This window comes from Microbulbifer hainanensis, from assembly GCF_014904735.1.
In the GTDB taxonomy this organism is placed as follows: domain Bacteria; phylum Pseudomonadota; class Gammaproteobacteria; order Pseudomonadales; family Cellvibrionaceae; genus Microbulbifer; species Microbulbifer hainanensis.
In genome coordinates, this window is record NZ_JACZCR010000003.1 from 135,687 (window position 1) to 160,538 (window position 24,852).

At 60.1% G+C, this 24,852-nt stretch carries 19 protein-coding genes; 10 read left to right on the forward strand and 9 right to left on the reverse strand.

The window, feature by feature from the left end:
- Nucleotides 1–4: 4 nt before the first annotated feature.
- From sdhA to sdhC, 3 genes are read right to left on the reverse strand one after another with little or no spacing between them, the layout of a single operon-like run.
- Nucleotides 5–1,777, reverse strand: coding sequence for a succinate dehydrogenase flavoprotein subunit (sdhA, locus tag IG168_RS01075; protein ID WP_193161291.1), 1,773 nt, complete (start codon nucleotides 1,775–1,777; stop codon nucleotides 5–7).
- Nucleotides 1,778–1,780: 3 nt separating this feature from the next.
- Nucleotides 1,781–2,149: a succinate dehydrogenase, hydrophobic membrane anchor protein gene (gene sdhD / locus IG168_RS01080; RefSeq protein ID WP_193161292.1), complete on the reverse strand. Its 369-nt coding sequence runs from the start codon at nucleotides 2,147–2,149 to the stop codon at nucleotides 1,781–1,783.
- Complete coding sequence (sdhC, locus tag IG168_RS01085) at nucleotides 2,143–2,517, reverse strand: succinate dehydrogenase, cytochrome b556 subunit (protein ID WP_193161293.1); 375 nt, start codon at nucleotides 2,515–2,517, stop codon at nucleotides 2,143–2,145. The genes sdhD and sdhC overlap by 7 nt, the downstream gene beginning before the upstream one ends.
- A 648-nt stretch (nucleotides 2,518–3,165) precedes the next feature.
- On the opposite strand from sdhC, the gene gltA reads away from it, so the two are divergent.
- Complete coding sequence (gene gltA / locus IG168_RS01090) at nucleotides 3,166–4,455, forward strand: citrate synthase (protein WP_193161294.1); 1,290 nt, start codon at nucleotides 3,166–3,168, stop codon at nucleotides 4,453–4,455.
- Nucleotides 4,456–4,901: 446 nt separating this feature from the next.
- On the forward strand, nucleotides 4,902–7,322 hold the full coding sequence (locus IG168_RS01095) for a TonB-dependent receptor (protein WP_193161295.1): 2,421 nt from the start codon (nucleotides 4,902–4,904) through the stop codon (nucleotides 7,320–7,322).
- A 355-nt stretch (nucleotides 7,323–7,677) separates the two neighbouring features.
- Here IG168_RS01095 and IG168_RS01100 read toward each other — a convergent pair whose 3' ends face one another.
- Nucleotides 7,678–7,935, reverse strand: a complete 258-nt coding sequence (locus IG168_RS01100) for a hypothetical protein (RefSeq protein ID WP_193161446.1) — start codon at nucleotides 7,933–7,935, stop codon at nucleotides 7,678–7,680.
- Here IG168_RS01100 and IG168_RS01105 point away from each other — a divergent pair.
- The 4 genes from IG168_RS01105 (at nucleotide 7,838) to IG168_RS01120 (ending at nucleotide 12,614) form a co-directional block, all read left to right on the forward strand.
- Nucleotides 7,838–8,359 carry a hemerythrin domain-containing protein gene (locus tag IG168_RS01105; protein WP_193161296.1) on the forward strand — a complete coding sequence of 174 codons (522 nt, stop codon included), beginning with the start codon at nucleotides 7,838–7,840 and terminating at the stop codon, nucleotides 8,357–8,359. The two genes, IG168_RS01100 and IG168_RS01105, sit on opposite strands and share 98 nt — an antisense overlap.
- 266 nt (nucleotides 8,360–8,625) lie before the next feature.
- Nucleotides 8,626–10,668, forward strand: coding sequence for an FAD-dependent oxidoreductase (locus IG168_RS01110; protein WP_193161297.1), 2,043 nt, complete (start codon nucleotides 8,626–8,628; stop codon nucleotides 10,666–10,668).
- On the forward strand, nucleotides 10,668–12,053 hold the full coding sequence (locus tag IG168_RS01115; RefSeq protein WP_226876395.1) for a cytochrome c3 family protein: 1,386 nt from the start codon (nucleotides 10,668–10,670) through the stop codon (nucleotides 12,051–12,053). The genes IG168_RS01110 and IG168_RS01115 overlap by 1 nt, the downstream gene beginning before the upstream one ends.
- 12 nt (nucleotides 12,054–12,065) lie before the next feature.
- The gene (locus tag IG168_RS01120; RefSeq protein ID WP_193161299.1) at nucleotides 12,066–12,614 is read left to right on the forward strand and encodes a Tll0287-like domain-containing protein; all 549 of its coding nucleotides are present in this window, start codon (nucleotides 12,066–12,068) and stop codon (nucleotides 12,612–12,614) included.
- A gap of 251 nt (nucleotides 12,615–12,865) precedes the next feature.
- Here the strand turns inward: IG168_RS01120 and IG168_RS01125 are convergent, their stop codons facing one another.
- Both IG168_RS01125 and IG168_RS01130 read right to left on the reverse strand, forming a co-directional pair.
- A complete protein-coding gene (locus IG168_RS01125; protein ID WP_193161300.1) occupies nucleotides 12,866–15,736 on the reverse strand; it encodes a glycosyl hydrolase family 18 protein in 2,871 nt (956 codons plus the stop codon).
- Nucleotides 15,737–16,343: 607 nt separating this feature from the next.
- A complete protein-coding gene (locus IG168_RS01130) occupies nucleotides 16,344–16,556 on the reverse strand; it encodes a putative quorum-sensing-regulated virulence factor (protein ID WP_226876396.1) in 213 nt (70 codons plus the stop codon).
- A 126-nt stretch (nucleotides 16,557–16,682) separates the two neighbouring features.
- On the opposite strand from IG168_RS01130, the gene IG168_RS01135 reads away from it, so the two are divergent.
- The gene (locus IG168_RS01135) at nucleotides 16,683–16,958 is read left to right on the forward strand and encodes a hypothetical protein (protein WP_193161301.1); all 276 of its coding nucleotides are present in this window, start codon (nucleotides 16,683–16,685) and stop codon (nucleotides 16,956–16,958) included.
- A 56-nt stretch (nucleotides 16,959–17,014) separates the two neighbouring features.
- Here the strand turns inward: IG168_RS01135 and IG168_RS01140 are convergent, their stop codons facing one another.
- The 3 genes from IG168_RS01140 to dcd form a co-directional block, all read right to left on the reverse strand.
- The gene (locus IG168_RS01140) at nucleotides 17,015–17,200 is read right to left on the reverse strand and encodes a hypothetical protein (RefSeq protein WP_193161302.1); all 186 of its coding nucleotides are present in this window, start codon (nucleotides 17,198–17,200) and stop codon (nucleotides 17,015–17,017) included.
- A 5-nt stretch (nucleotides 17,201–17,205) separates the two neighbouring features.
- A complete protein-coding gene (locus tag IG168_RS01145; protein WP_193161303.1) occupies nucleotides 17,206–18,414 on the reverse strand; it encodes a BaiN/RdsA family NAD(P)/FAD-dependent oxidoreductase in 1,209 nt (402 codons plus the stop codon).
- A gap of 65 nt (nucleotides 18,415–18,479) precedes the next feature.
- Complete coding sequence (gene dcd, locus IG168_RS01150; RefSeq protein ID WP_193161304.1) at nucleotides 18,480–19,049, reverse strand: dCTP deaminase; 570 nt, start codon at nucleotides 19,047–19,049, stop codon at nucleotides 18,480–18,482.
- 256 nt (nucleotides 19,050–19,305) lie between these two features.
- Between dcd and imuA the strand changes: the two genes are divergently transcribed.
- The 3 genes from imuA to IG168_RS01165 all read left to right on the forward strand — a co-directional run bounded on the left by imuA (nucleotide 19,306) and on the right by IG168_RS01165 (nucleotide 24,770).
- Nucleotides 19,306–20,013 carry a translesion DNA synthesis-associated protein ImuA gene (gene imuA, locus IG168_RS01155; RefSeq protein ID WP_193161305.1) on the forward strand — a complete coding sequence of 236 codons (708 nt, stop codon included), beginning with the start codon at nucleotides 19,306–19,308 and terminating at the stop codon, nucleotides 20,011–20,013.
- A gap of 21 nt (nucleotides 20,014–20,034) precedes the next feature.
- Nucleotides 20,035–21,546, forward strand: a complete 1,512-nt coding sequence (locus tag IG168_RS01160) for a Y-family DNA polymerase (protein ID WP_193161306.1) — start codon at nucleotides 20,035–20,037, stop codon at nucleotides 21,544–21,546.
- A 62-nt stretch (nucleotides 21,547–21,608) separates the two neighbouring features.
- The gene (locus tag IG168_RS01165) at nucleotides 21,609–24,770 is read left to right on the forward strand and encodes an error-prone DNA polymerase (RefSeq protein WP_193161307.1); all 3,162 of its coding nucleotides are present in this window, start codon (nucleotides 21,609–21,611) and stop codon (nucleotides 24,768–24,770) included.
- Nucleotides 24,771–24,852: the final 82 nt, after the last annotated feature.

Sequence of the window (24,852 nt, forward strand, 5' to 3'; positions counted from 1 at the left end):
CGAATCAGTAAGTCCGAGCTTTCGGCTCGAAGGCTTCCATGGTGGTCGGCGCAAAGTTAACCGCGCGCTTGCCGACACGCTTCTCCGCCGGGAAGAACATGGAGTGACACAGCCAGTTTTCGTCGTCGCGTTCCTGGAAGTCTTCGCGGGCGTGGGCGCCGCGACTCTCGGTGCGGGTCTCCGCAGCGATGGCAGTAGCTTCTGCCACTTCCAGCAGGTTCTGCAGCTCCAGCGCTTCAACACGGGCGGTGTTGAATGCCTTGCTCTTGTCATCCAGGCGCACATTCTCGATACGGGTGCGCAGGTCTTCCAGTTTCTTCACACCTTCGGCCATGTAGTCGCCGCGGCGGAATACACCGAAGTGGTTCTGCATGACATTCTGCAGCTCGGTGCGGAGACTCGCAGCGGACTCGCCGTCGTTGCTGTTTTCCAGGCGGTTCAGGCGCGCCATGGCCGCTTCGATATCGGACTCGGAAGCCTCGCGGTTCTCGATACCTTCGCGCAGGGCCTTCTCGATGAAGAGACCGGAAGCGCGGCCGAAGACCACCAGGTCCAGCAGCGAGTTGCCGCCGAGGCGGTTGGCGCCGTGCACGGATACGCAGGCGACTTCGCCACAGGCGTAGAAACCGTCGATCACCTGGTCATTGCCAGCGGCGTCCTGAGTCAGGGCCTGGCCATGCACGTTAGTGGGGATACCACCCATCATGTAGTGACAGGTCGGCACAACCGGAATCGGGTCCTTGGTCGGATCCACGTGGGCAAAGGTCTTGGACAGCTCAAGGATACCCGGCAGGCGGCTGTGCAGCACGTCCTCACCCAGGTGATCAAGCTTCAGGAACACGTGATCGCCGTTGGGGCCGGCGCCGCGACCGTCGAGGATTTCCAGCACCATGGAGCGGGCTACCACGTCGCGGGAAGCCAGGTCTTTGGCGTTCGGCGCGTAACGCTCCATGAAGCGCTCGCCGTCCTTGTTGATCAGGTAACCGCCTTCACCGCGACAACCTTCCGTTACCAGTACACCCGCGCCGGCAATACCGGTGGGGTGGAACTGCCACATCTCGATATCCTGCACCGGCATACCGGCGCGCAGGGCCATACCGACACCGTCACCGGTGTTGATGTGCGCGTTGGTAGTGGAGGCAAAAATACGACCCGCACCACCGGTGGCGAATACGGTCGCCTTGGACTTGATGAATACCACTTCGCCATCTTCGATACAGATGGCGATGACACCCACCACAGCACCGTCCTGGTTCTTCACCAGGTCGACCGCGAACCACTCGTTCAGGAATACGGTATTGTGCTTGACGTTGTTCTGGTAAAGCGTGTGCAGCAGTGCGTGACCTGTACGGTCAGCCGCCGCACAGGTGCGGGCAGCCTGGCCGCCGCGACCGAAATCCTTGGACTGGCCTCCGAACGGACGCTGGTAGATGCGGCCTTCTTTAGTACGGGAGAACGGCAGGCCCATGTGCTCGAGCTCGAACACGGCTTCTGGGCCTACGGAACACATGTACTCGATCGCGTCCTGGTCACCGATATAGTCGGAGCCTTTGACCGTGTCGTACATGTGCCAGCGCCAATCGTCGTTGGGATCGTCACTGGCGATCGCACAAGTGATACCGCCCTGGGCGGATACGGTGTGCGAGCGCGTCGGGAATACTTTGGTGATGACCGCAGTCTTGAAGCCGGACTGGGCCATCTGCAGGGCCGCGCGCATACCCGCGCCGCCGCCGCCGATTACAATCCCGTCAAAGGATATGGTTCGCATGTTCGACATAAATTACACCCCCCACAGAATTTCAACGCCCCACACCACATAGATCACGGCAACCGCCGCCAGCAGCACTTCCACGAGAAGGCGCAGTGCGGTGGCCTTCGGGCCCATCATGCGGTTGGTGATGTAGTCGGTAACGACAGACCAGAGACCGATCCAGGCATGGACGACCGTGGAAAGCAGCGTTACCAGGCTGAAGATACGCACCCAGCTCTGGGCGAACAGCGCCGACCAGCTCTCGTAGCCGAAATCGTCACTGAAAAAGATGAACCCAACAATAAAGAGGGTATAGGCGATCAACACCAGAGCAGTGACCCGCTGGTACAACCAGTCGAAAGTACCGCTGCGTCCGAAGCTTGTTACTGTTCTTACCACAACCATACCCCCGCCAGCAGAATAAGGATTACACTCAGCACGAGCACCAGCACGGCGCCGCGACGACCACCTTCCAGGGACTCACCAATCCCCAGATCCATCAGCAGGTGACGTACACCAGCCAACAGGTGGTAGATAAGAGCCGCCAGGGAAGCCCACAAAATGAGCTTGGCGGGAATACTGTTGAATGCTGCCGCCATATCGGCGAAGCCCTGTTCGGATTCCAGGCTCGCATCGAGCATGTACAGCAGCAATGCCACCACGGCGAAGAGAACCACGCCGGATACACGATGCAAAATGGAAACCAGAGCGGCAGCGGGAAGCTTGATAGTGGAAATGTCTAAATTGACAGGTCTGTTTTTGTTCACAGGAAAAACACCTTGTTGCCCTGAACGACCGGGCGCCCGTTAGCTTTTCAATGGAGGGGGCGGACTGCTTGCTGATCACTTTGCGCACGACTCGTTTAAGCTCTGTACAAAGCGGCCGTACCATGGCGCAAGCCGCGCGGATTATAGGCATTCGATCTTCAAAACACAATGAACGCCTCCGCCAGCACGGCAATAACAGCCTCCTATTTAGCGAAGCCGACTCGGAACCAGATGGCAAAATTTCCACGGAAAATCTGTACCGGATACAGGTAAAAGCTCTAGTGGTAGTGGCCCGGGCCGCATTTCCTGTTGTTAGGAGACTGATCGTCCACCCTATTTGGTTTGACAATTCCCGGCGCGCCACTTAAGTTTGGCCCCGCTCAAAAAGCCCACCGGAGCCCAAAAAGGCGCAAAATCGCGCCTTACCAGGAGCGGGCTGCATGCATTTGGTGCCGGCATTGGAACTCTGCAGTCGCCTGATCCGGCGCCTTCCCAGGGAATTCGATTCAACCCCGGCCCCGCCAGTTCTGGCGGGTCGCCATACCGTGTACAGGGCCCTGCCCTGTACCCAAGCACAATGGCCCGGCAAGCAACCCTGTATCAGTGGCCGTCCGCGAAGGCAGCAAAAGAACATTTGAGGAGTCCGCAATGTCCGATAAAAAAGCGCAACTAATGGTCGACGGGATCGACGGCAGCCTGGAACTGCCGGTTCTTTCCGGCACCCTCGGCCCCGACGTTGTCGATGTCAGCAGCCTGGCCGGCAAGGGCTTGTTCACCTACGACCCGGGCTTTATGTCCACCGCCGCGTGCGAATCCCAGATCACTTTTATCGACGGCGCCAAGGGCCAGCTGCTGCACCGCGGCTACCCCATCGAACAGCTGGCGGAAAAGTCTGACTACCTGGAAACCTGCTACCTGCTGATGAACGGCGAACTGCCGAACGCGGAGCAGAAAAAGGAATACGTCAGCAGCATCATGAACCACACCATGGTGCACGAGTCCCTGGTCAACTTCTTCAAGGGCTTCCGCTACGACGCCCACCCGATGGCCATGATGTGTGGTGTTGTCGGCGCCCTCGCCTCCTTCTACCATGATTCTCTCGACATCACCGATCCGGAACACCGCAAAATTTCTGCGGACCGCCTGATCGCCAAGATGCCGACCCTGGCGGCGATGTGCTACAAGCACTCCAAGGGCCAGCCGTTCATGTATCCGGACAACAGCCTCAGCTACTCCGAGAACTTCCTGCACATGATGTTCGGCAATCCCTGTGAGCCGAGCAAGATCGATCCGATCGTGGCCAAGGCAATGGATATCATCTTCCTGCTGCACGCCGACCACGAGCAGAACGCCTCGACTTCTACCGTGCGCCTGGCCGGCTCCTCCGGTGCCAACCCGTTTGCGTGTATCTCCTCCGGTATCGCCACCCTGTGGGGACCCGCGCACGGTGGTGCCAACGAAGCGGTACTGAACATGCTGCAGGAGATCGGCGACGAGAGCCGCATCGACGAGTACGTAAAGAAAGCCAAGGACAAGAGCGATCCGTTCCGCCTGATGGGCTTCGGCCACCGCGTCTACAAGAACTTCGACCCGCGCTCCCGCGTGATGCAGGGCATCTGCGACGAAGTACTGGGCGCGATGGGCGCGGAGAACGATCCGCTGCTGAAGATCGCCAAGAAGCTGGAAAAGATTGCACTGGAAGACGAGTACTTCGTCGAGAAGAAGCTCTACCCGAACGTGGACTTCTATTCCGGCATCATCATGAAGGCGATCGGTATTCCCACCGATATGTTCACCGTGATCTTCGCCACCGGCCGCACCGCTGGCTGGATCGCACACTGGAACGAAATGATCTCCAACCCTTACAAGATCGGCCGTCCGCGCCAGCTGTACACCGGCCACACGCCGCGCGATTACGTTGCCCTGAACGATCGCTAAGGGCGGACCGCTCCAGCAATAAAAAACCCGGCAACTGCCGGGTTTTTTTGTCCCTCAAGCCAGCCTTCTGTCACCTACACTACGCCCGTCCAGCACTCCTCCCGGCTGCCCGCTACCACTGCTCACCGACGCAGATACCCCCAATAAAACCAAATAACGGCAAACAGTTCCGCCCCTTGACAGGTAATTACAGTGGCTGTAATTTCTGAACTGGGTACTTACAGTAGCTGTAACTTATGCACTACTTAAAGGCGCGATTGCGAACCGCATACCGGCCTGGTCGCAACTTGTTGCAAACGCTAACTCCCGTCGTAACCCGGCGGGATGGCAGCTCGGCAGCACCAGCCCCTCACAGGACGCTATCAACTTAGCGGCCACGCAGTTGTGAAAGGAGATACCCCGACGGAGTGACCTCGATAAACAATAAAGACCAGAGGACAGACGAGATGAGACGCAACTTACTTTCCCTAGCAATTGCCACCAGCGTGGTCGTGGCGCCGCAAACTTTTGCCCAAACCCTGGAAGAAGTGACTGTAACGGCGCAAAAGCGTGCACAGAGCGCACAGGACGTGGCCATCAGCATTGCCGCCATGGGCAGCGATGACCTGGAAAAACTCGGCGTAATGGAAGCCTCACAACTCACCGAATTTGTGCCCAACATGGAGCTGAGCACGTCACCCGACTCCGGCATCCCCATTTTCGTGATTCGCGGCGTGGGCCTGCAGGACTACAACGCCAACAACACCCCGACCACCGCCGTGGTGGTGGACGATGTGTACCAGCCCTTCGGCGTCTACGGCGCATTTGCGATGTTTGACACCGAGCGCGTGGAAATACTGAAGGGCCCGCAGGGCGGCTTGTACGGACGCAACTCCACCGGCGGCGCCATCAATATCGTGTCCCGCCGGCCCGAATTTGATAAGAACCAGGCCAACGCCGCCGTGGATGTAGGCAACTACGGCACCTTCAACGTGCGCGCCGGTGCCGACCTGTCCATCGCCGACAACCTGGCGGCGCGGGTGGCGCTGCAGAACGAACTGAGCGAAGGCTGGTTCGAAAACACCTACCTGGACCGCAAACAGGGCGGCCGCGACAAGACCCAGGCGCGCATCACCCTGTCCTACGAGCCCACCGACAACCTGCATCTGGACCTGCGCCAGACTTTCGGCCGCGACAAGTCCGAGGTGGGTATTCCGGAGCCCGAAGGTTACTGGAAGCCGAACAGCAGCCCTTGGTCCCAGCCTTATTATATCGGGGACGGGCGGGGCAACGCCCTCCCCGACTTCACCGGGCCCATTCCCGGCGATTACTGTGATGCGATCATTAACACCGGCATTCCCGATGCCAGCTGTGTGAACATCAACGGCAAGGCGCCGGACGGTATCTACCGCGGTGAAGATGCTACCGTGCGCCACTTCGACGACACCTTCAATTCCACCTCGTTTAACGTGGAGTGGGACCTGGATGCCGTGACCCTGGTATCCGTGACCAACTTTACGACCCTGGACTTTTTCCACGTCAACGGCTCCGGCAGTGTCGGCACCGGCGCGGCGAACCAGGACGAGTGGGAGGCCTATGCCGAGCTGGTCGGTCGCGACATCAACTTCGACGACAACTACATCACCAACTACAGCTCGGATATCAACTCCCTGTCCCAGGAACTGCGCCTGCTGTCGAATAGCGACGGGCCCTTCAACTGGATGGCGGGCGCCAGCTACGCCCAGGATCAGCTCGACGAAAACCGGACCTGTACCTTCAGTGCCAACCTGTACGCCGACTGGGTCGCCTTCCCCGGCTGCGGCACCATGGAATACGAGCAGGAGACCAAGGTCAGCTCCGTGTACGGTCAGCTGGTATACGACTTCAACGAAGCCTTCACCCTGACCACCGACCTGCGCTACACCCGCGAGCAGAAAGATTATGTCGGCGGCGTGGTGCTCAACGCCGGCGCCTGGGCCTGTAACGCCTGGGGCATCGATGATTATCAGGCCTGTCTTGCTGAATATGAGGACAAGCCATTTGTGCTGTCTTCCGGCACGCCGGCGACCTACGATGAGAAGGATCCGTCGTGGAAAGTGACACTGGACTGGAAACCCACCGAAGACACCCTGCTCTACACAAGCGTGGGCCACACCTTCAAGTCCGGCGGATTCTTCGGCGGCTTCTTCTTCAATGCCGAGGCGGTGGAATCCTACAAGCCGGAAACCAACACAGCGGTAGAGCTGGGCTTCAAGTCCACCCTGGCGGAGGACACCATGCAGCTGAACGGTGCCATCTTCCACTACGACTACAAGGGCTTCCAGTCGCCGCTGGAAATCCAGAACGGCAACGCTACCTTCTCGGGCCTGACCAATATGGGTGACGTCGAGACCCGTGGCGCCGAGCTGGATCTGCGCTGGCTGCCGATCATGGGGCTGGATCTGCGTGTAGGCGTCGGCTACATGGACACTGAAATCGTGAAGGGCCCGAGCGGCACCGGCCGTATCTACGATCTCTTCGGTCGGGAAGTGGATGTGGTCGGCAACGAGCTCAACAACGCCCCCGGCCTGAGCGTGAGCTCCCTGGCGCGCTATGAGTTTGGCGTTACTGACGAGCTCGGCGCGGCACTGCAGCTGGGTGTTAACTGGACCGATGACTACTACCTGAGCATCACCAACGAGCCCTACGCCAAGGAAGATGGCGGCACCCTGGTCAATGCCCGCGCGGAACTGTTCCAGGAAGCCGGCGACTGGACCGTGTCACTGTGGGGCAGGAACCTGACCGATCGTCACTATCGCACCAGCACCAATGACGACGGCATTTTAAACAACTACTCCAGCTGGAGCGCGCCACGCACCTTCGGTGCAACTCTGTCTTACAACTTCTGATTCCATCCAGCCGACCATCGCTGCGGTGGTCACTTAGGAATAGCGGCCCGCGTGGCCGCTTTTTTTATATTCGACTGCCGGCATATTGCCCCTGCCCTTCCGTTGGAGATCGCCGGTCCACTATACAGTTTCTACATTCGTGGACTCGCGGAATACCGAATGCTTCACCAGGTGTTAAGCGGACCTTCTCGCTTCATCCGCCCGTGTCAGCTGTAGTCCGGCCATACCCAGCGCGACTAGGCGCCCCTCGAGCAGCAATAAGATGCACTCCACTGCCATAAAAAGCCCGACTACTGCCGGGTTTTCGTGCTCGCACGCCAGGAAAGCGTGAACCTGTTCCCACATTAAACGAGAATCACCTCAAGATAAAATAAAATTCTACAAAAGATGAAGAATAGAGGGCAAAATTCCCAACTTTATTTATATAAGAATCATGCCGACCCTGAATAGCCCATTTTCGGCTGGCCCCGGGCGACGGCACTGCCCTTTTCAAAACTAACAAGAGCACAGAAACGATGTTCGGCATCTTCTCTAAGAAATCAAAAGGTGGACGCCCCACAGAGGAAGCAATCGCTGGCGGCACCAGAGCAGGCGCAAAACCAACACGCACCATAAACTACGATCCCGGCCTAATTACTTCACTTAAAAATGATCATCATGATCTCGTCGAGATTTTTCAGCGTGTCTGGTCTGAGGGGTATGAGGTACATAACTTTCGCAAGCTGTCCGACCTCCTGAGGCAGTTCAAATCGGGATTCCAGGCACACCTAATCAAGGAGAATGTGCGCTTTTACGTCTACCTGGAACAGGCCCTGGCGGAAGATGTACACACACTGCAGATCGTCAAGGATTTCCGCACCGATATGAACGAAATTGCCAACGCCGTGGTGCAGTTCTGCAAGCGTTACACCCACGAGGCCTACACCCAGGAGATGGTGCGGGACTTCAAACGCGACTACCACAAGATCGGCGAGGCCCTGACCCGGCGCGTGACGCTGGAGGAAGGCGAGCTGTACACCCTTTACCAACCCTCCTGATCCGCTCTTCTCCGCGGCTGCCCATCCGGGCCGCCCGCCACTCCCCACACGTTATCACCACTTCCGGCCACCGCACTGATCATCGCGACAATTGGTCCTAGGTCACATTTCAATTGCGAACTGTTTTATTTTATTTAAATATATGAGCATTAAGATCTATATAATAATTACAAATTAGAATATCCGACCAAAGTTTTCGGACTCATCGCCAAAAAATTTACGATAAGGCAAAGCCGTTGATGAGAGCCAGTATTTCCGGGGGAGATATGGCTGAGCTGCAGGACCGACTCGCTCCGTCGCAGCCCGCCAGTTCCGATATCAGAAGCGACGTGGACTACCCGATCTATGTCGTCGTGGGGAGCGGTCCAGTCGGTGTGCGCTGTGCCCAGAAACTGCTCCGGCATAGCGAGGAAGCACAGGTGGTGCTTTTCGGGGCAGAGGCCGAAGCACCCTACAATCGCGTCAAACTCTCCCAGTATCTCTCCGATCATCTCACCCGTGCAGACCTCGACAATCCTGTCGTCAGTCAACCGGAAAGTCGCCTCGCGGAGCGGATCAATCAGCCCGTCACCGCTATCGATCTCGCCGCCAAAACCGTCATCGATGCAACCGGCAGGGTACAGCCTTACAACAAACTGGTACTGGCGACCGGCTCGACCCCGACCCTGCCGGAGATTCCCGGCATAACACTCGAGCATGTCCACACCTTCCGCAGCCTGCACGATACCGAAACACTAATTCGGCTGCGCGAAGACAACCGGCGCATCTGCGTGATTGGTTCCGGCGCGCTGGGACTGGAAGCAGCCGCCGCATTGAAGACCCAGAACAACCGCGTCGTCCTACAGTCGCGTGCGCGCCTGCTAGGGGGATTGCTAGAGGAAGAAGCCGAGGAATACCTACAGTCGTCACTCGCCGCACTGGGCGTCGAACTCAGGATCGGCGACCCAGTAACCGCGCTCGCCGGCGGTACCGCAGTACAGGAGGTGAGGTTTGCCAGCGGCGAAACCCTAGCGGTAGACGCAGTGGTGGTGTGCACCGGTATCCAGCCGGAAATCACCCTCGCACGCGCATGCGGATTGGCAACCGGGCGCGGTATCCTTGTTTCCGAGTGGCTACAGACCTCCAACCCGGACATCTATGCCGTGGGGGAGTGCGCCGAATTTGCGCAGCAGGTGTACCAGTTCGTGCGGCCCGGCTACGAACAGGTGGAGAGTTGTGCCGCGCATATCTGCAGCGGACCGAATCTGCAACCGGTCGCCAACCCCTATGCCGGCAGCCTGACCGACATCCAGCTGAAAATCGCCCATATCTCCTGCGCGCTGATCGGGGCGGTGCAACATGGTGATCAAGCGGTCGAGGCGGGAACAGACGGCGGCGCCCAGCGTTACAGCTACCGCAATCGCTTCAAGGGCATCTATCGGCAACTGCTGGTGGAGAATGACCGTATTGTCGGCGCGGTGCACATCGGCAGCTGGGACGAGGCCAACCGGGTGCGCCAGGTTATCAACGAGCAGGGAGCCGTTACCGCGCGCGCGCTGCAGCAATTCGAGGAGCACGGCCACCTATGGCAGCAGCAGACGCCCCTCGGTATCAAGGAGCAACCCGACAGCTACCTAGTATGCCAGTGCAACGCCGTCAGCAAAGGCGAACTCTGCCGGGCGATCTCCCAGGGCAAGCGCAACCTGATGGACCTGCAACAGGCCACCAATGCGGGCTCCGTCTGCGGCAGCTGCCGGCCACTGATCGCCGAACTGCTGGACATGCCCGCCACCAACCTGGTGATGCGCCATGCGCGCGGTATTTTCGTCACCTCGGTAATATCCCTGATCCTGATCGCGCTGGCACTCACCATGCCGCCGGCGCCGGTCTCCGAAACCGTGCAAACCGACTGGTACTGGCAGAGTCTCTGGTACGGCAGTTTCTGGAAACAGGTCAGCGGCTACAGCCTGCTCGGGTTCTGCCTGCTCACGGCGAGCCTCAGCCTGCGCAAACGCTGGCGCAGCCTCAGCTATGGCCATGTGGACCACTGGCGCTACGTGCACAGTGTGATCGGCTGTGGCGCCCTGGTGGTGCTGGTGGTGCACACCGGTTTCCGCCTCGGTGAAAACCTCAACCTGGCACTGATGCTGGTATTTCTCGCGGCCACCACCACCGGCGCGCTGGTCGGTGTCTTCATGGCCCGCAACCACCACTGGACCGACCTGAAACTGCGCGAACACCGCAAGTGGTGGTCGCGGGTGCATTACATATTGCTGTGGACGCTGCCGGCCCTTCTCGCTTACCACATAATGGCGGTGTATTACTTTTGATGAAATATCAGTTCAAGTTCTGGCACTACGGAGTCATCGCCACACTACTGATCGGTGGCCTGGTGGCCTACAACCTGGCGTTTGCCGACAAGACCCTGTTTATCAGCGGCGAAATGACCCACGGCCACCACCAGATAGAGCTCGCCTGCACCGCCTGCCACGGCGACGGCTTTGCCGGCCCCGACGCCATGCAGCAGGCCTGCCTGAACTGCCACGCTGATGAGCTGGCACAGGCAAACGACTCGCACCCGCGCAAGAAGTTTCTCGACCCGCGCAATGCGCCGCTGCTATCCAACCTGGATGCGCGTCGCTGCGTGACCTGCCACGCGGAGCACAAACCGGAAATCACCGACTCCATGGGCGTCACCCTCGCGGGTGATTTCTGCTTCCACTGCCATCGGGATATTGCCGCAGACCGCCCCAGTCACAAGGACTTCGCCTTCAACAGCTGCGCCAGTGCCGGCTGCCACAACTTCCACGACAACCGCGCCCTGTATGAAGATTTCCTCACTGCCCACATCGGTGAACCCGCACAGCGCGCCGATGCCGGCCTGCCGGCGCGCACCGCCATGCAGTCGTGGTTGCGGGAGCACCCCCACGAGCAGCCACTGGAATCGCAGCAGGCCGATATAACGCATAACGGCGCAGCCGCGGAAGTGACTGCGGCCTGGGCGGAGAGCGGCCACGCCCGCGCAGCGGTCAACTGCAGTGGTTGTCATCAGGGCGGCCAGATGCAATTTTCCAGCCGCGAAATCGTCGCCCAATGCGGCCGCTGTCACCGTGAACAGCGCGACGCCTTTACCCAGGGCAAACACGGCATGCGGTTGTCGGGCAAGTTACCGCAGCGCTTTATCGACAGTGTCGCCGCCATGACACCCCAGCAGGCTTGGCTGCCGATGAAAGCCGAGGCGCGCGGCGAACTCAGCTGTACCAGCTGCCACGGACCACACAAGACCAATCTGCAGTTCGCCGCTGTAGACGCGTGCCTGGGCTGCCACAACGACGAGCACAGTCTGGCCTACAAGGAATCCCCCCACTTCCGTGCCCTGGCCGCCGGGCACGGCGACGGCGCCAGCTGTGCCAGCTGCCACCTGCCGCGCGAGCAGCGCGGCAAGCGGGTGGTGGTCAATCACAACCAGAATCACAACCTGCGCCCCAACGACAAAATGCTGCCGGTGTGCCTGAACTGCCACGGCGCCGAATTTGCCCTGGCCGCGCTGGCGGACGATGGACTGATTGCCAACAACTTTGCCGCCGCGCCCCGCGGCGGACACCAGAGTTTTGACCTGATCCGCGATCGCATCGCGAGAATTTCCGCCAAAGACCGCAGCGTGCCATCCCGTGACGCTCACTCAAACAACCTGCAATCCAGTAATACCCGATAGGAGGGAACCACTATGCGTATCGCCGCTGTTATCGCCGCCGTTGCGGCCCTGCTAACCGCCTGTGGCCAGGAACAGGGCATAGCCCCGCAGCGTATGGCCGATGCCGTCTTCGCCGTCATCGAGGCCGACCGTGCCAGCTATACCCAGAAGGTAGTCAACCGCCTGCAGAACGAGGACAAGGTGATCAAGGCCGACGAGCACTGGCAGGACAGCCAGGCGCTACCGCTGCCGGCGCAGATGCTGCGTATGGGCGCAGAGCGGGTCGCGGAACAGGATGCCGGCTTCAATTATGCGCTGCTGTCGCTGTGGGCCATCAATAAGCAGAACAAGCCGCGTACCGACCTGGAGAAGCAGGGCTTGCAGTATGTGATGGACAATCCCGGCAAGAATTTCTACGGCCGCGAAACCCTGGGCGATACCGAATATTTCACTGCCGTGTACCCGGACGTCGCCGTCTCCCCGGCCTGCGTCGGCTGCCACAACGAACATATCGACAGTCCGCGTACGGATTTCAAACTGGGGGATACCATGGGCGGTGTGGTGATCCGGATTCCACTCTAGCCCCCTCCTTCCGCCCCGGCACGGGTGCATCCGCAGGCTGCGTTCAGGGCGAACTCCAAGTTCGCCCAACCCCGGCGCGGCCGTTGCGGTGAAACCAATGATCCATCAATAACAGAGGGCGCCAAAACGCCCTTTGCCAACTGCTGCCTGCTTTCCAGTGAGAAAGAACCGATGCATTGCGCCGTCCGTGGCGCTCAAACATGTTCCAGAGAAATTAGCAGGCTGTTGAATAAGTATTTTTCACCCACCTGTTAGTTACAGCTCGCCTCGCCGATATCCACCCAGACACTGGCAACGCCGGGTTCTTCGCCCTTGGTCCACCATTGGGCGCGGTAGCGGCGGCCGTTGTAGTTGACCTCGTCGTTGCCGTTGTACGCAGTCTCCGCGTTCCACGGCACTTCCACGTCGCTGACCAGAGTCCAGTCGGCCGCAGTAAAGTCCGGTTGCATCTGGGTCCAGTACTTGGCCTCCCACACCAGGTTGTCGTAGCTGACGCGGTCGCCGCCGAGATAGGTAGCCCCGGAAGTCCACGCCGGGTAGTTGGCGGCATCCGGGTCGGACAGCTCGCAAGTGCCGCCGCCGGTGCTGTCGGTAACGGTAACCGTGGTGCTGGCGGTAACCACGTCAGTGCCGTCATCTACGGCGACCATGACGGTAAAGCTCGTGTCTCCACCCACCTGCGGCGCCGTCAGCGTCACTATGGCGCTGTCGCCGTCGGCGACATTGAATGCCGGCGCGTCCCAGCTGTAGGTGAGCAGATCGCCATCGGCATCACTGGCGTCGACCGCAATGGTGAAGGTCTGCCCTTCGGCTACTGCAGGCACGGCCGGCAGTGTTACTTGCGGCGGTGTGTTGTTTGACGTTGGCTGCAGCTGGATACTGACCGTGTCGCTGTCATCCAGCGTGCCGTCGCTGACCGTCAGTTCGAACACCAGGGTTTCCGCCGCTGTGACTTCCGTCGCGCTGAAGCTGGCGCTGGCCTGGTCGGCCCCCTGCAGGGTCACGGCAGTGCCGCTGACCTGCACCCAGCTGTAGCTGAGGCTGTCGCCGTCGGGATCGCTGGAGGCGCTGCCGTCTAGTGTGACGGTTGCGGGCGTATTGACGCTCTGATCGGCACCGGCGTCGGCGTTCGGCGCGCGGTTGGCCGGAATATCCTGAACCACCACATCCACGCTGTCGGTACGGTTGAACTCGGCATCACTCACCGTGACCTCAAAGGTCAGCGTTTCGTCCGCGTCTACGTCCGGTGCGGTAAAGGCCGGTGTCGCCGTGTCGGCATCGCTCAATGCCACGACGCTGCCTGCAGTCTGCACCCAGCTGTAAGTCAGGCTGTCGCCATCGAGATCGATGGAAGCACTCGCATCCAGGGTGACACTCGCGCCCTCATCCACAGACTGGTCGGCGCCAGCATTGGCCTGGGGCGCACGGTTGCCACTGCTGTCGCCATGGCCGAGTCCTTCGTGCATGGCGTTGAGGATGTCACCGTTGTCCGCATCGATCTCCCAGGAAAAGAGACCGGCAAGGCCGTTGCTGCGCACATAGGCGCCCTTGGCTCCAACAGAAGTGGCATCGTCGTAGGTGATCAGCTCACCGGTAGAGGGCTTGAAGATGTACGGGCCCTGGGCAGTGCTGTCGTAGTGGTATTCCCACTCGCCGCTGGCAAGGTCTGCGGCTATCTCGCGGTAATCGACGATACCCGGTTCCCAGGTACCAGCCACCGGGCCGGTGGCGGTGCCGGTCAGGTGATCGCCGCCGGTCCAGCCGGAAACACCGGTCCAGCCGCGGCCGTACATGGCTGCACCCATGACCACCTTGCCCGGGGCCACACCAGTACCGAGCAGCGCCTGAATGCCGCTACTGGCATTGAAGTCGTCAGTAGGATTCCAGCTCGGTGCGTAGAGCGCCGTCTGGTGGCCGAGGACTGTATTGCTCCAGGCACCGTAGAAGTCGTAAGTCATGACGAAGAAGTAGTCCATGTACTGCTGGACATTGTTGTAATCGATGCGCGCGATCTTGTCCGGGTCGGCACCAATGGCTGATGTCAGCTCGTAGGTGCGTCCGTTCTCCAGTTCCAGCTTGTCGAGCATGGCGCGCAGATCGCGCATCAGCAGGCGATAAGTCTCGCCGTCTGTGCCGGCACCGAGGGCCGGGTTGGCACCACCACCGCCCGGGTACTCCCAGTCGATATCCACACCGTCAAAGAACTTCCAGGTGCGCATAAACTCTTCGACCGAATCGACAAACACTTTGCGCTTGGCCGCATCACCCAACTGGTAGAAGGGGTCGGACAGAGTCCAGCCGCCGATGGAGGGCAGGACTTTCAAGTCCGGATAGGCCTTTTTCAGTTCCATCAACTGGCCAAAGTTACCCTTGTAGGCAGAGGCGTAAGTCTGCCCTGCCTGGGATTTCTGTACCGCGGCGAAGGGATCGTGCAGCGATACTTTGAAATCTTCACGGCCGGAGCAGGAACGCTGCAGTGCTTCGAAGCTGCCATCGATGGTTTTCAGGCTGTCGTTGATGCCGTCGCCACCGCAGATCGGTACAAAGCCGTAAATGATATGGGTGAGGTTGTAGGCCGGGATTTTGTCCACGGTGAAGTTGCGCCCGTAAACACCCCACTCGACAAAATAAGTGCCCACAACAGAATTGGTGGTGTTGGTATAGGGCTGGTTGTTCTCGCCCGCACTCAGCGTAATCGGATCCAGGTGGCTGCCATCCGTATCGGCCACCACGATTTCGGTCGCCGCAGAAGCCGTGCACCCGGTATCGTCGCACAGCGCGACCTGCAGATCGTACTTGCCACCCTTGTCGACCTGCAGGGTAGCGGAGCCGCTCTGGCTGCCGCTGCCGGAGGCACTCTGCTCCAGTACAACCTGCCCGTTCAGCAAGTACTGCACCGTATTGCCGTCGTCGCCGGACCACTTGGTCCAGGAGACCGGCACATCAACTGCGTCGTGGAGAGTTACCAGGCTTTCATAGGCCGTGGCCGTGTCATCCACTTCGACGAGGGCGTAAGTGGTTTCCATCCATTCGATCTGGGGAGCGCCGGGGGCGGCGAGTGCGGAGGAACTGGCCAGGCCGAGCGCGAGGAGTGCGCGGCGCCAGTGGCTGGGACTGATCATAAAGTTTCACCTTGTACGCTTTTATTGTTTTTACTGCTGTGGGCCTTGGGCCCGCCCGGCATGGCCGGGGAACAAACAAATGACATCGCTGTCATTTCGAATCAAAAAAATATGACAGCGATGTCATCTAGGGATCACAGTAAAGGGGGAGTTCACTCCATACCAGAGCGATTAGACAAGAAAGAGACAAGGGTCACGCTGCGACTGCAGCTTTTGGCACCCAATCCATCTTTTCGTGAACGCCGGCACCATTTACCTGTTGGCGACACTACATGGCTTGTGGACTGGCTTACTCGTTGAAAGTGAACTGGCACACCCCGTTCGGTCTGCCTTTCGGTGTTGATTTCGGGAGGACAATAAAAAAGCGGCCGAATACTGTTCGACCGCCTCCCTCATACCCAACAAGCTGACTGGCTCTACTCCCGCTGTTCACCTCGCTGAAGTCATCCTCAGACCAGTGGTCACCCGCTGTGGGTCTATTTACGGGTTAGTCCAGTCTCGATCACGGACCGCTTCTTGTTGCTCCCCTTTTCCCTCGGGGACTGCCTTTGCCCGGGTATTTCTATAGTAGTGTGCACGAGCTCAATTCCAAATACGGCAGCAGTCGCTATCGTTTGAGGGGCTTCACCAGTCCTTCGAGCCCCTCGATTTTGATCTCCAGGGTAAGCGCCATCAGACTGCCCAGCCGCCCGGCCGGGAATTCTTTTTTTGCAAACCACAAAAGATACTCTTCCGGCAGGTCGATCAGCGGCCGACCGGCATATTTGCCAAACGGCATCGGGGTTCGCGCGATATCCAGCAGATCCTGTTTTTCCAGCATATCGTTCATCCCGATATCAGAGTGATGTCCGGCAGACAATTTGCCAGTCCAATTAAATTCGTCGCCGCCGCTGCACCACCATACACTGCTGCGAACCAACCCAAGATGGCAGTTCCGGGAGTGCTTATGTACAAGCGATCCGTTAAACAGTTGAGCCTCATTTCCTTCCTGCTGGCCAGCCTGATTCTTGCCGGCTGTGCCAATATGAGCCCACAAGACCGCCGGATCGGCACCGGCATCGGTATCGGTGCCGCCACCGGGGCGCTGATCAGTGGTGGTCATGCGGGCGCTACGGCAGCCGGGGCGGTAATCGGTGCCGGCGCCGGCTGGCTCTACGACCGCAACAAGAAAAAGCGCTACTACTACGATCGCCACGGCAATCGCGTCTACGAAAGACGCTGACAGTAAGGGGGAATCCATTTAAGGATTCCCCCTTCTTCATACTGCCCATTCAGCGGCTATAGCAGTTTCGTCTTGGTTTTACCGCAGCGCTGACAGCGGTATTCCGTCACCAGCTTGCCCTGCTTTACATCGAACTTCCGTTCGGTAACCACGACCCACTTGTGGAAGCCATCGCGACACAGGCTGCTGCCCTTGTGCTTCTGCCACGCTGTTTTTTTCTTGAAGGGAATCACATCGCCCATGATCGTTATGCCACCTCCCCCGCTGCATGACCCGACGCCCAGGCCCATTGAAAATTGTAACCGCCGAGCCAGCCGGTTACGTCCAGCACCTCTCCGATAAAGAACAGGCCCGGCCGGGTTTTACACTCCATGGTCCGCGAGGAGACGCTATCGGTATCCACGCCGCCGAGTGTTACTTCTGCGGTGCGGTATCCCTCTGTACCGGCCGGCACCAGTATCCAGGTTTGCAGCCGCGTTGCGATTTCACTCAGTTCCCGCTCACTGTACTGCTTCAGCGGCCGGCTGGTGATCTGCCGTTGTTGCAGAAAATACTGTACCAGTTTTTTCGTCCACAAATCCGCGAGCGCATTGTGCAGGTGCGTTTCCGGTCTTTCGGTACGCTGTGTCTGCAGCCAATGAACCAGCTCGATGCCGGGAGCCAGATCGAACTCAACCGGCTGCCCTTCGCGCCAGTGGCTGGAAATCTGCAACACCGCGGGGCCGCTCAAACCCCGGTGGGTAAACAGCATCTGTTCGTGGAAGCTACCGGCGCTGCAGCTGGCCGTCACCGGCAGCGCGCTACCCGGCAACTCGCTCTGCTGCTCCAACTGTTTTTTGTGCTGGGTAAACGGCACCAGTGCCGCGCGGGTGGGGATAATATCGAGACCAAACTGACGCGCGATGTCGTAGCCGAACCCCGTCGCGCCCATCGTCGGGATCGACAGGCCACCGGTGGCAATCACCAGGGATTCGCAGCGTACAGTGCCGAGGCTGGTCTCCAGCCGGTATCCGCCCTGCTCTGGCGCAACCGATTCGATATGACATTTGGTGCGAATCTGCGCTTTCGCCGCGCGGCATTCCGCCAGCAACAGGTCGACAATGTCTTTGGACTTGTTGTCGCAGAACAGCTGGCCGAGCGTTTTCTCGTGATAGGGGATACCGTGCTTTTCCACCAGCGCGATAAAGTCCCACTGGGTATAGCGGGCCAGCGCCGACTTGCAGAAATGCGGATTCTCGCTGTAGAAGTTTTCCGGCGCCGTGTACAGGTTAGTGAAATTGCAGCGCCCACCGCCGGACATCAGGATCTTCTTGCCCACCTTGTTGGCATGATCCAGTACCAGCACACTGCGCCCCCGCTGGCCGGCAGTAGCCGCACACATCAGTCCCGCCGCGCCGGCGCCGATAACCAAGACATCGACAGATTCGGGCAGCTGGCTGGGAGCGTTGTCATTCATTGGGAAGTGCTAAACGGGGGAGAGAATCTTGCGGCCGCGCCGGCGGCCGCAGACAGAAGGGGCGATCAAGCCCGCGGCAGAGTAACGCCGCGCTGACCCTGGTACTTGCCGCCGCGATCGGCGTAAGACACATCACAGACTTCATCGGACTCGAAGAACAGCATCTGCGCCACACCCTCGTTGGCGTAGATCTTCGCCGGCAGGTTGGTGGTGTTGGAAAACTCCAGGGTCACATGCCCTTCCCACTCCGGCTCCAGCGGGGTGACGTTCACGATGATACCGCAGCGGGCATAGGTGGACTTGCCCAGGCAGATGGTCAGCACCGAGCGCGGAATACGGAAGTACTCAACCGTGCGGGCCAGTGCAAAGGAGTTTGGCGGGATGATGCAGGAATCCCCCTCAACATCGACGAAGCTGTTCTCGTCGAAGGTCTTGGGATCCACGGTGGCGGAGTGCACGTTGGTGAAGATCTTGAACTCACCGGCACAGCGCACATCGTAGCCATAGCTGGAGGTACCGTAGGAGATCAGCCGCTCACCGCTGCCATTATGGCGGACCTGGCCCGGCTCAAACGGCTCAATCATGCCTTCGCGCTCGGCCATCCGGCGAATCCACTTGTCGGATTTGATACTCACTCCGCCCCCCTGGGTACATATTCATCTAGTTGGAAAGAGGCGGAATCATAGCCGGTTTGCACTGTGCAAAAAAGTGCCAATCGCCTCTCCTATACCTGCGGCGCCAGTCAGCAACGCTGATCCTGTCACCAAATTTGCCGAATCGACCGGCGGCCCCCTTGTTGCCCGGCAGCAACTACTGTATAAATTCACAGTAACTACTGTACACACATACAGCTCCCGCCCCAGCGCGGGCGGACAACAGGGGGCCTGAGTCGTGAACAATGCCGAAAATCTTTTGCAAAACAATCAGTTAGCGGAACAGTCCAAACGCCAGCGGCTGAACCAGCTGCTCTCCCGGCCGGATATCTGGCAGGCCGCCAACGAACACCGGCGCCAGCGCAGCGGCATTGCCACCGGCTACAGCGGTCTCGACGCCCTGCTCGCCGGCCGCGGCTGGCCTCGCGGTGCCACCACCGAACTACTGGTCAACCAGTCCGGTATCGGCGAATTCTCCCTGCTGCTGCCGGCACTGGCTGCCATGACCCAGCGGGAACAGATGGTGGTTCTGGTCAACCCGCCGTATATCCCCTACGCCCCCGCCCTCGCCGCCGCCGGTGTGCGCCTGGAGAAGCTGCTGATCCTGCACCCGCACGGGCAAAAGGACGCACTCTGGGCCACCGAACAGTCCCTGCAGTCCGGCTGCTGCGGCGCCCTGCTCAGCTGGCAGGGCAAGCAGGCACCGGCAGACAAGGACCTGCGCCGCCTGCAGGTTGCCGCCCGCGAGGGCGACTGCATTCACTTTCACTTCCGCCCACAGTCCAGCGCCGCCAGCCCGTCGCCGGCCAGCCTGCGCCTGCAGCTGCACAGCGACGGCGAACAGCTGGCGGTGCAGCTGCTGAAACAGCTCGGCGGCCAATCCGGCCAGCGCCTGCACCTGGCCCGCAGCCCCGACCTGGTCCGCCGCGACCGCCCACTGCACTGACGGGCACGGGGAGCCGCCGCCATGCTCTGGTTGTGTATTCAGTTTCCCAAGCTGCCGCTGGAAGTGCTGACCCGCGCCCAGCGCGAAGCCCCCCAGATCTGTGCCCAGGCTGTGGTGGAGCAGCAACTGGTCGTCGATGCCAACCGCACCGCCGCCGAGCGAGGCGTGGAGGCCGGACTCACTATCGCCACTGCCTGTGCCCTGTGCGCCGGCCTGAAACTGCTGTCCCGCGATGTTCAGCGGGAAACACAGATGCTGCAGCAGCTGGCCCAGTGGGGCTACAGCTTCACCCCGGTAGTCTCCCCCCAGGCCGCAGGCTCCCTCGACAGCGGCGACGACCGCTTCGCCTGCCTCTACCTGGAACTGAGCGGCTGTCTCAAGGCCAGTGGCGGACTGGCGCCACTACTGCAACAGCTGCGCCGCGAGCTGCGCCAGATGCGTATCAGCCATTTTATGGGGCTCGGCCACAGCCCCAGTGCCGCCCGAATGCTCAGCCAGCTACCCGAACACCGTCAGTGGCTGCGGGAAACCCAGACGCCGCCCACCCCACAGCAATGGCGCCAGTGGATCAGTTTCTCTCCCAGTAAACTGCTCGACTGCGACCACAAGACCATCGCCAAGCTCTACGCCTGTGGCATCAAACGGGTCAGCCAGCTGCTGGCCATTCCGCTGTCGGAAGTGGGCAGCCGCTTCGGCCGCGGTTTTGTCGAATACCTCGCTCGCCTGAACGGCACCCGCCACGATCCGGTTCCCAGTTACGCACCGCCACCGGAGTTTCACAGCGAGCTGTTCTTCCCCAGCCCGCTGGACAACAGCGAACAGCTGCTGTTTCCCACCGGCCGGCTGGTGCGTGAACTCTACCAGCAGCTGCAGCGCCGTCAGCTCTACAGCCTGCAGCTGCGCTGGAAACTGGATTTCGGCCAGCTCGGCTGCAAGGTGTTCGGTGTGGAGCTGTCGCGGCCGATGTTGGATCCACAGCGACTGATTGCGCTGACCAAACTGCAGCTGGAACGGATCCAACTGGAACAGCCGATACAGGCCCTGAGCCTGACCTGCGACCAGCTACTGCCGCTGGAACAGGGACAGCTGGACGACGATCTCTTTGGTGAAAGCAGCCAGTTACAGCGCAGCCACCAGCTGCTGGACAAACTCCGCGCCCGCCTCGGCCACCAGGCACTCTCCGGGGTCACTCTGAAAGAGAGCCACCTGCCGGAACAGGCCTGGCAGAGCGCCGACACCCTGGTACTGCAGAGCAACCGCAGTGCAAAGGGTCACCAGCTGCAACCGGTCAATGCCCCCCGCCCCGCCTGGCTGCTGCCGCGGCCGGACAGGCTGCAGAGCCGCGAACACAAGCTCTTCTACCGCGGTGAAATCCAGCTGCTGCAGGGCCCGGAGCGCATCGATGGTTACTGGTGGCAGCACAGCCGCCACGCGCGGGATTACTACATCGCCCGCGGAGAGGAAGGGAGCCTCTACTGGGTGTATCAGGACCTGACCTCGGAGGACTGGTACCTGCACGGGCTCTACGCCTGAACCAATGATTTGCGCCCGGCCGGCAACCGTCGGCACGGCCAACCGAGCATTACCCTCCTTCCATGCAGTACGCCGAACTCTTCTGCCAGACCAACTTCTCCTTCCTGCAGGGGGCTTCGCACCCGCAGGAACTGATCCAGACTGCACACCAACTCGGCTACCGGGCCCTGGCCATCACCGACGAGTGCTCCCTGTCGGGCGTCGTCCGCGCCTATCGGGAGCTGGAAAACCTGAAATCTGCCGGCAGCCAGCTCAAGCTGATCTGCGGCAGTCTCTTCCGCCTGCAGGAAGAGGGGCAACAGGTCGTACTGCTTGCACCAGACAAGACCGCTTACAGCGAACTGTGCCAGGTCATTTCAACCTCGCGCCTGCGTGCCGAAAAGGGCCACTACCAGACCCACCTCGCCGACCTCACCAGATACTGTCGAACCTGTATCGCCATCTGGCTGCCACAACGAACACCACTGGCGATGCCCGCCGAATTGCGCACAGTTTTCAGCGGCCGCCTGTATATTGCCTTCACCAATCACCTGCTGCCCAAACAGAACCGGCACAGTACCGAACTGATCGAGTTTGCCCGCGCTGAACAGTTGCCGCTGGTCGCCACCAATGCCGTACTGATGCACTGCCGCAGCCGCAAACCCCTGCAGGACGTGCTCAATGCCACCTATCACAGCTGCACGCTGGAACAGCTGGGCTACCGCCTGGAGCAGAATGCCGAGCGCTATCTGCGCACACTGGAAGATATCGCAGCGCTCTACCCGAAGCAGGCTATCGATAACACGCTCGCCGTCGCCGACCGCTGCCACTTCAGCCTTGTCGAGCTCCGCTATCAGTATCCATCGGAAGTCGTCCCGCCGGAAAAACAGGTCAGCGCCTACCTTCGTGAACTGGTCGAAGAAGGCACCAGAATCCGCTGGCCCCAGGGACCCTCAGCACGGATCGCAGAACAGATCGAAAAAGAACTCCGCATCATTGCCGAGCTGGAATACGAGCACTATTTCCTGACCATTCACGATATCGTCCACTATGCCCGCAGCCAGCACATCCTCTATCAGGGGCGCGGTTCCGCCGCCAACTCCGTGGTCTGCTATTGCCTGTTCATCACCGAAATCGATCCCCACAAGATCGGTCTGCTGTTCGAGCGCTTTATCTCCCGCGAGCGCAACGAGCCACCAGATATCGATGTCGATTTCGAACACGAAAGGCGCGAAGAGATCATCCAGTACATTTACCGGAAATACGGGCGCGAGCGCGCCGGTCTCGCCGCGACAAAAATAACCTATCGCTTCAAGAGCGCACTGCGCGATATCGGCAAGGCACTCGGTATCGGCTCGGCCACCGTCGAACAGCTGATCGCCGAGCGCGCCTGGTGGGACAAACTGGAGGACTTCCCCCAGCAGATGCAGAAAGTCGGTATCGATCCGGCCAGCACCACCGGCCGCGCCCTGCCGCAATTGCTGGAACAGATCTACGGCTTCCCCCGGCATCTGTCCCAGCATGTCGGTGGCTTCGTGATTACCGAACAGCCGCTACACACGCTGGTGCCCATCGAAAATGCTGCGATGGAAGACCGCACCATCGTGCAGTGGGACAAGGAGGACATCGAAGACCTGAAGTTAATGAAGGTGGATGTGCTCGCACTCGGTATGCTTACCGCCCTGCGCAAGTCCCTGACGTATATTGCCCTCTACGGCCCGCGCCTGCGCTTGCAGGACATCCCGCCGGAAGACCCCGCGGTCTACGCAATGCTATGCCGCGCCGATACGGTCGGCGTCTTTCAGGTGGAATCGCGCGCGCAGATGAGCATGCTACCGCGACTGCAACCGCAGAATTTCTACGAACTCACCATTGAAATTGCCATCGTCCGCCCTGGCCCCATCCAGGGGGGTATGGTGCATCCCTACCTGAAACGCAAGCAGGGCCTGGAACCGGTTACCTACCCCCATGAGAACCTGAAACCAGTGCTCGAACGCACCAAGGGCGTCCCCATTTTCCAGGAGCAGGTCATCCAGCTTTCCATGGTCGCCGCCGGTTTCAGCGGTGGCGAGGCCGACGAGCTGCGCCGCGCCATGGCCAGCTGGGGTAAAAACGGCAACCTGGTCAAGTTCAAGGACAAACTGATCCTGGGCATGCGCAGCAACGGCTACCGCGCCGACTTCGCCGAACAGCTGTTCAACCAGATGAAGGGGTTCGGTTCCTACGGTTTCCCCGAATCCCACTCCGCCAGCTTTGCCCTGCTCGCTTACTTCTCTGCCTGGATCAAGCGCCACCACCCGGCAGCCTTCTACTGCGGCCTGCTCAACAGCCAGCCCATGGGCTTCTACGCCCCAGCCCAACTGGTCTACGACGCCCAGCGCCACGACGTGAAAGTGCTACCCATCGACGTGCTCTACAGCCATTGGGCACACCGCCTGGAGACAAACTCCGACCGGGCGCCCGAAACCAACGCGCCCACCGGCACCTCGCCATCACCCCGACGCAGACTGCCCCCTCCAAAATCAGCGGAGCCAACAGCGGCAAACATGCAGCCCGCCCTCCGTCTGGGGCTGCGCCTGATCAAAGGCCTGGACGAAACGACAGCCAGTACAATCCTCGAGCGGAGAGAAGCGGATACATTCATCTCCGTTAGCCACTTCCGCACGCTGACCCAGCTCCACCGGGACCAGCTCGCCGCCCTCGCCAGCGCCGACGCCTTCAAAAGCCTCAGCCGCAACCGCTACCTGGATACCTGGCAATCACTCGACAGCGAAAGCAGCGCTCAGGCGGATACCCAGCACAACCCGGGCAACTCCACCGAGGACAACACCTACAGCGACTACGCCAGCACCGGCCTCACCCTGCGCGAACACCCGATTGCCCTGCTGCGCAAGCGGGATAAATATCGCCACTTCGCGAAAGCGCGGGACCTTGCCCACTATAAAAATGGCCAACCGGTTACCGTCATCGGGCTGGTTACCTGCCGGCAGCGGCCGGGGAGTGCTTCGGGGGTGATGTTTCTGACACTGGAGGACGAAACCGGGGTGGTCAATATCGTGCTGTGGGAACAGGTGCAACAGCGTTATAGAGTGGAAATCAAGCGAGGCAATATTCTGAAAATCAGTGGAACGTTACAATTCAATACCGGGCAGAACGAAAAAGGCTATTCAGTGATTCATCTCGTCGGACAGAGCATTCATTGCCTGGAGTGGAGGGAAATTCAGGCCGTGAGAAGTTTTCATTAAGAATGCACAATGGGGCCGGATAACTGGCCCACGCGAAGCCTTCCAAACTGCCAACCAACGGCTTGCGCGTTTCAACGGGCTT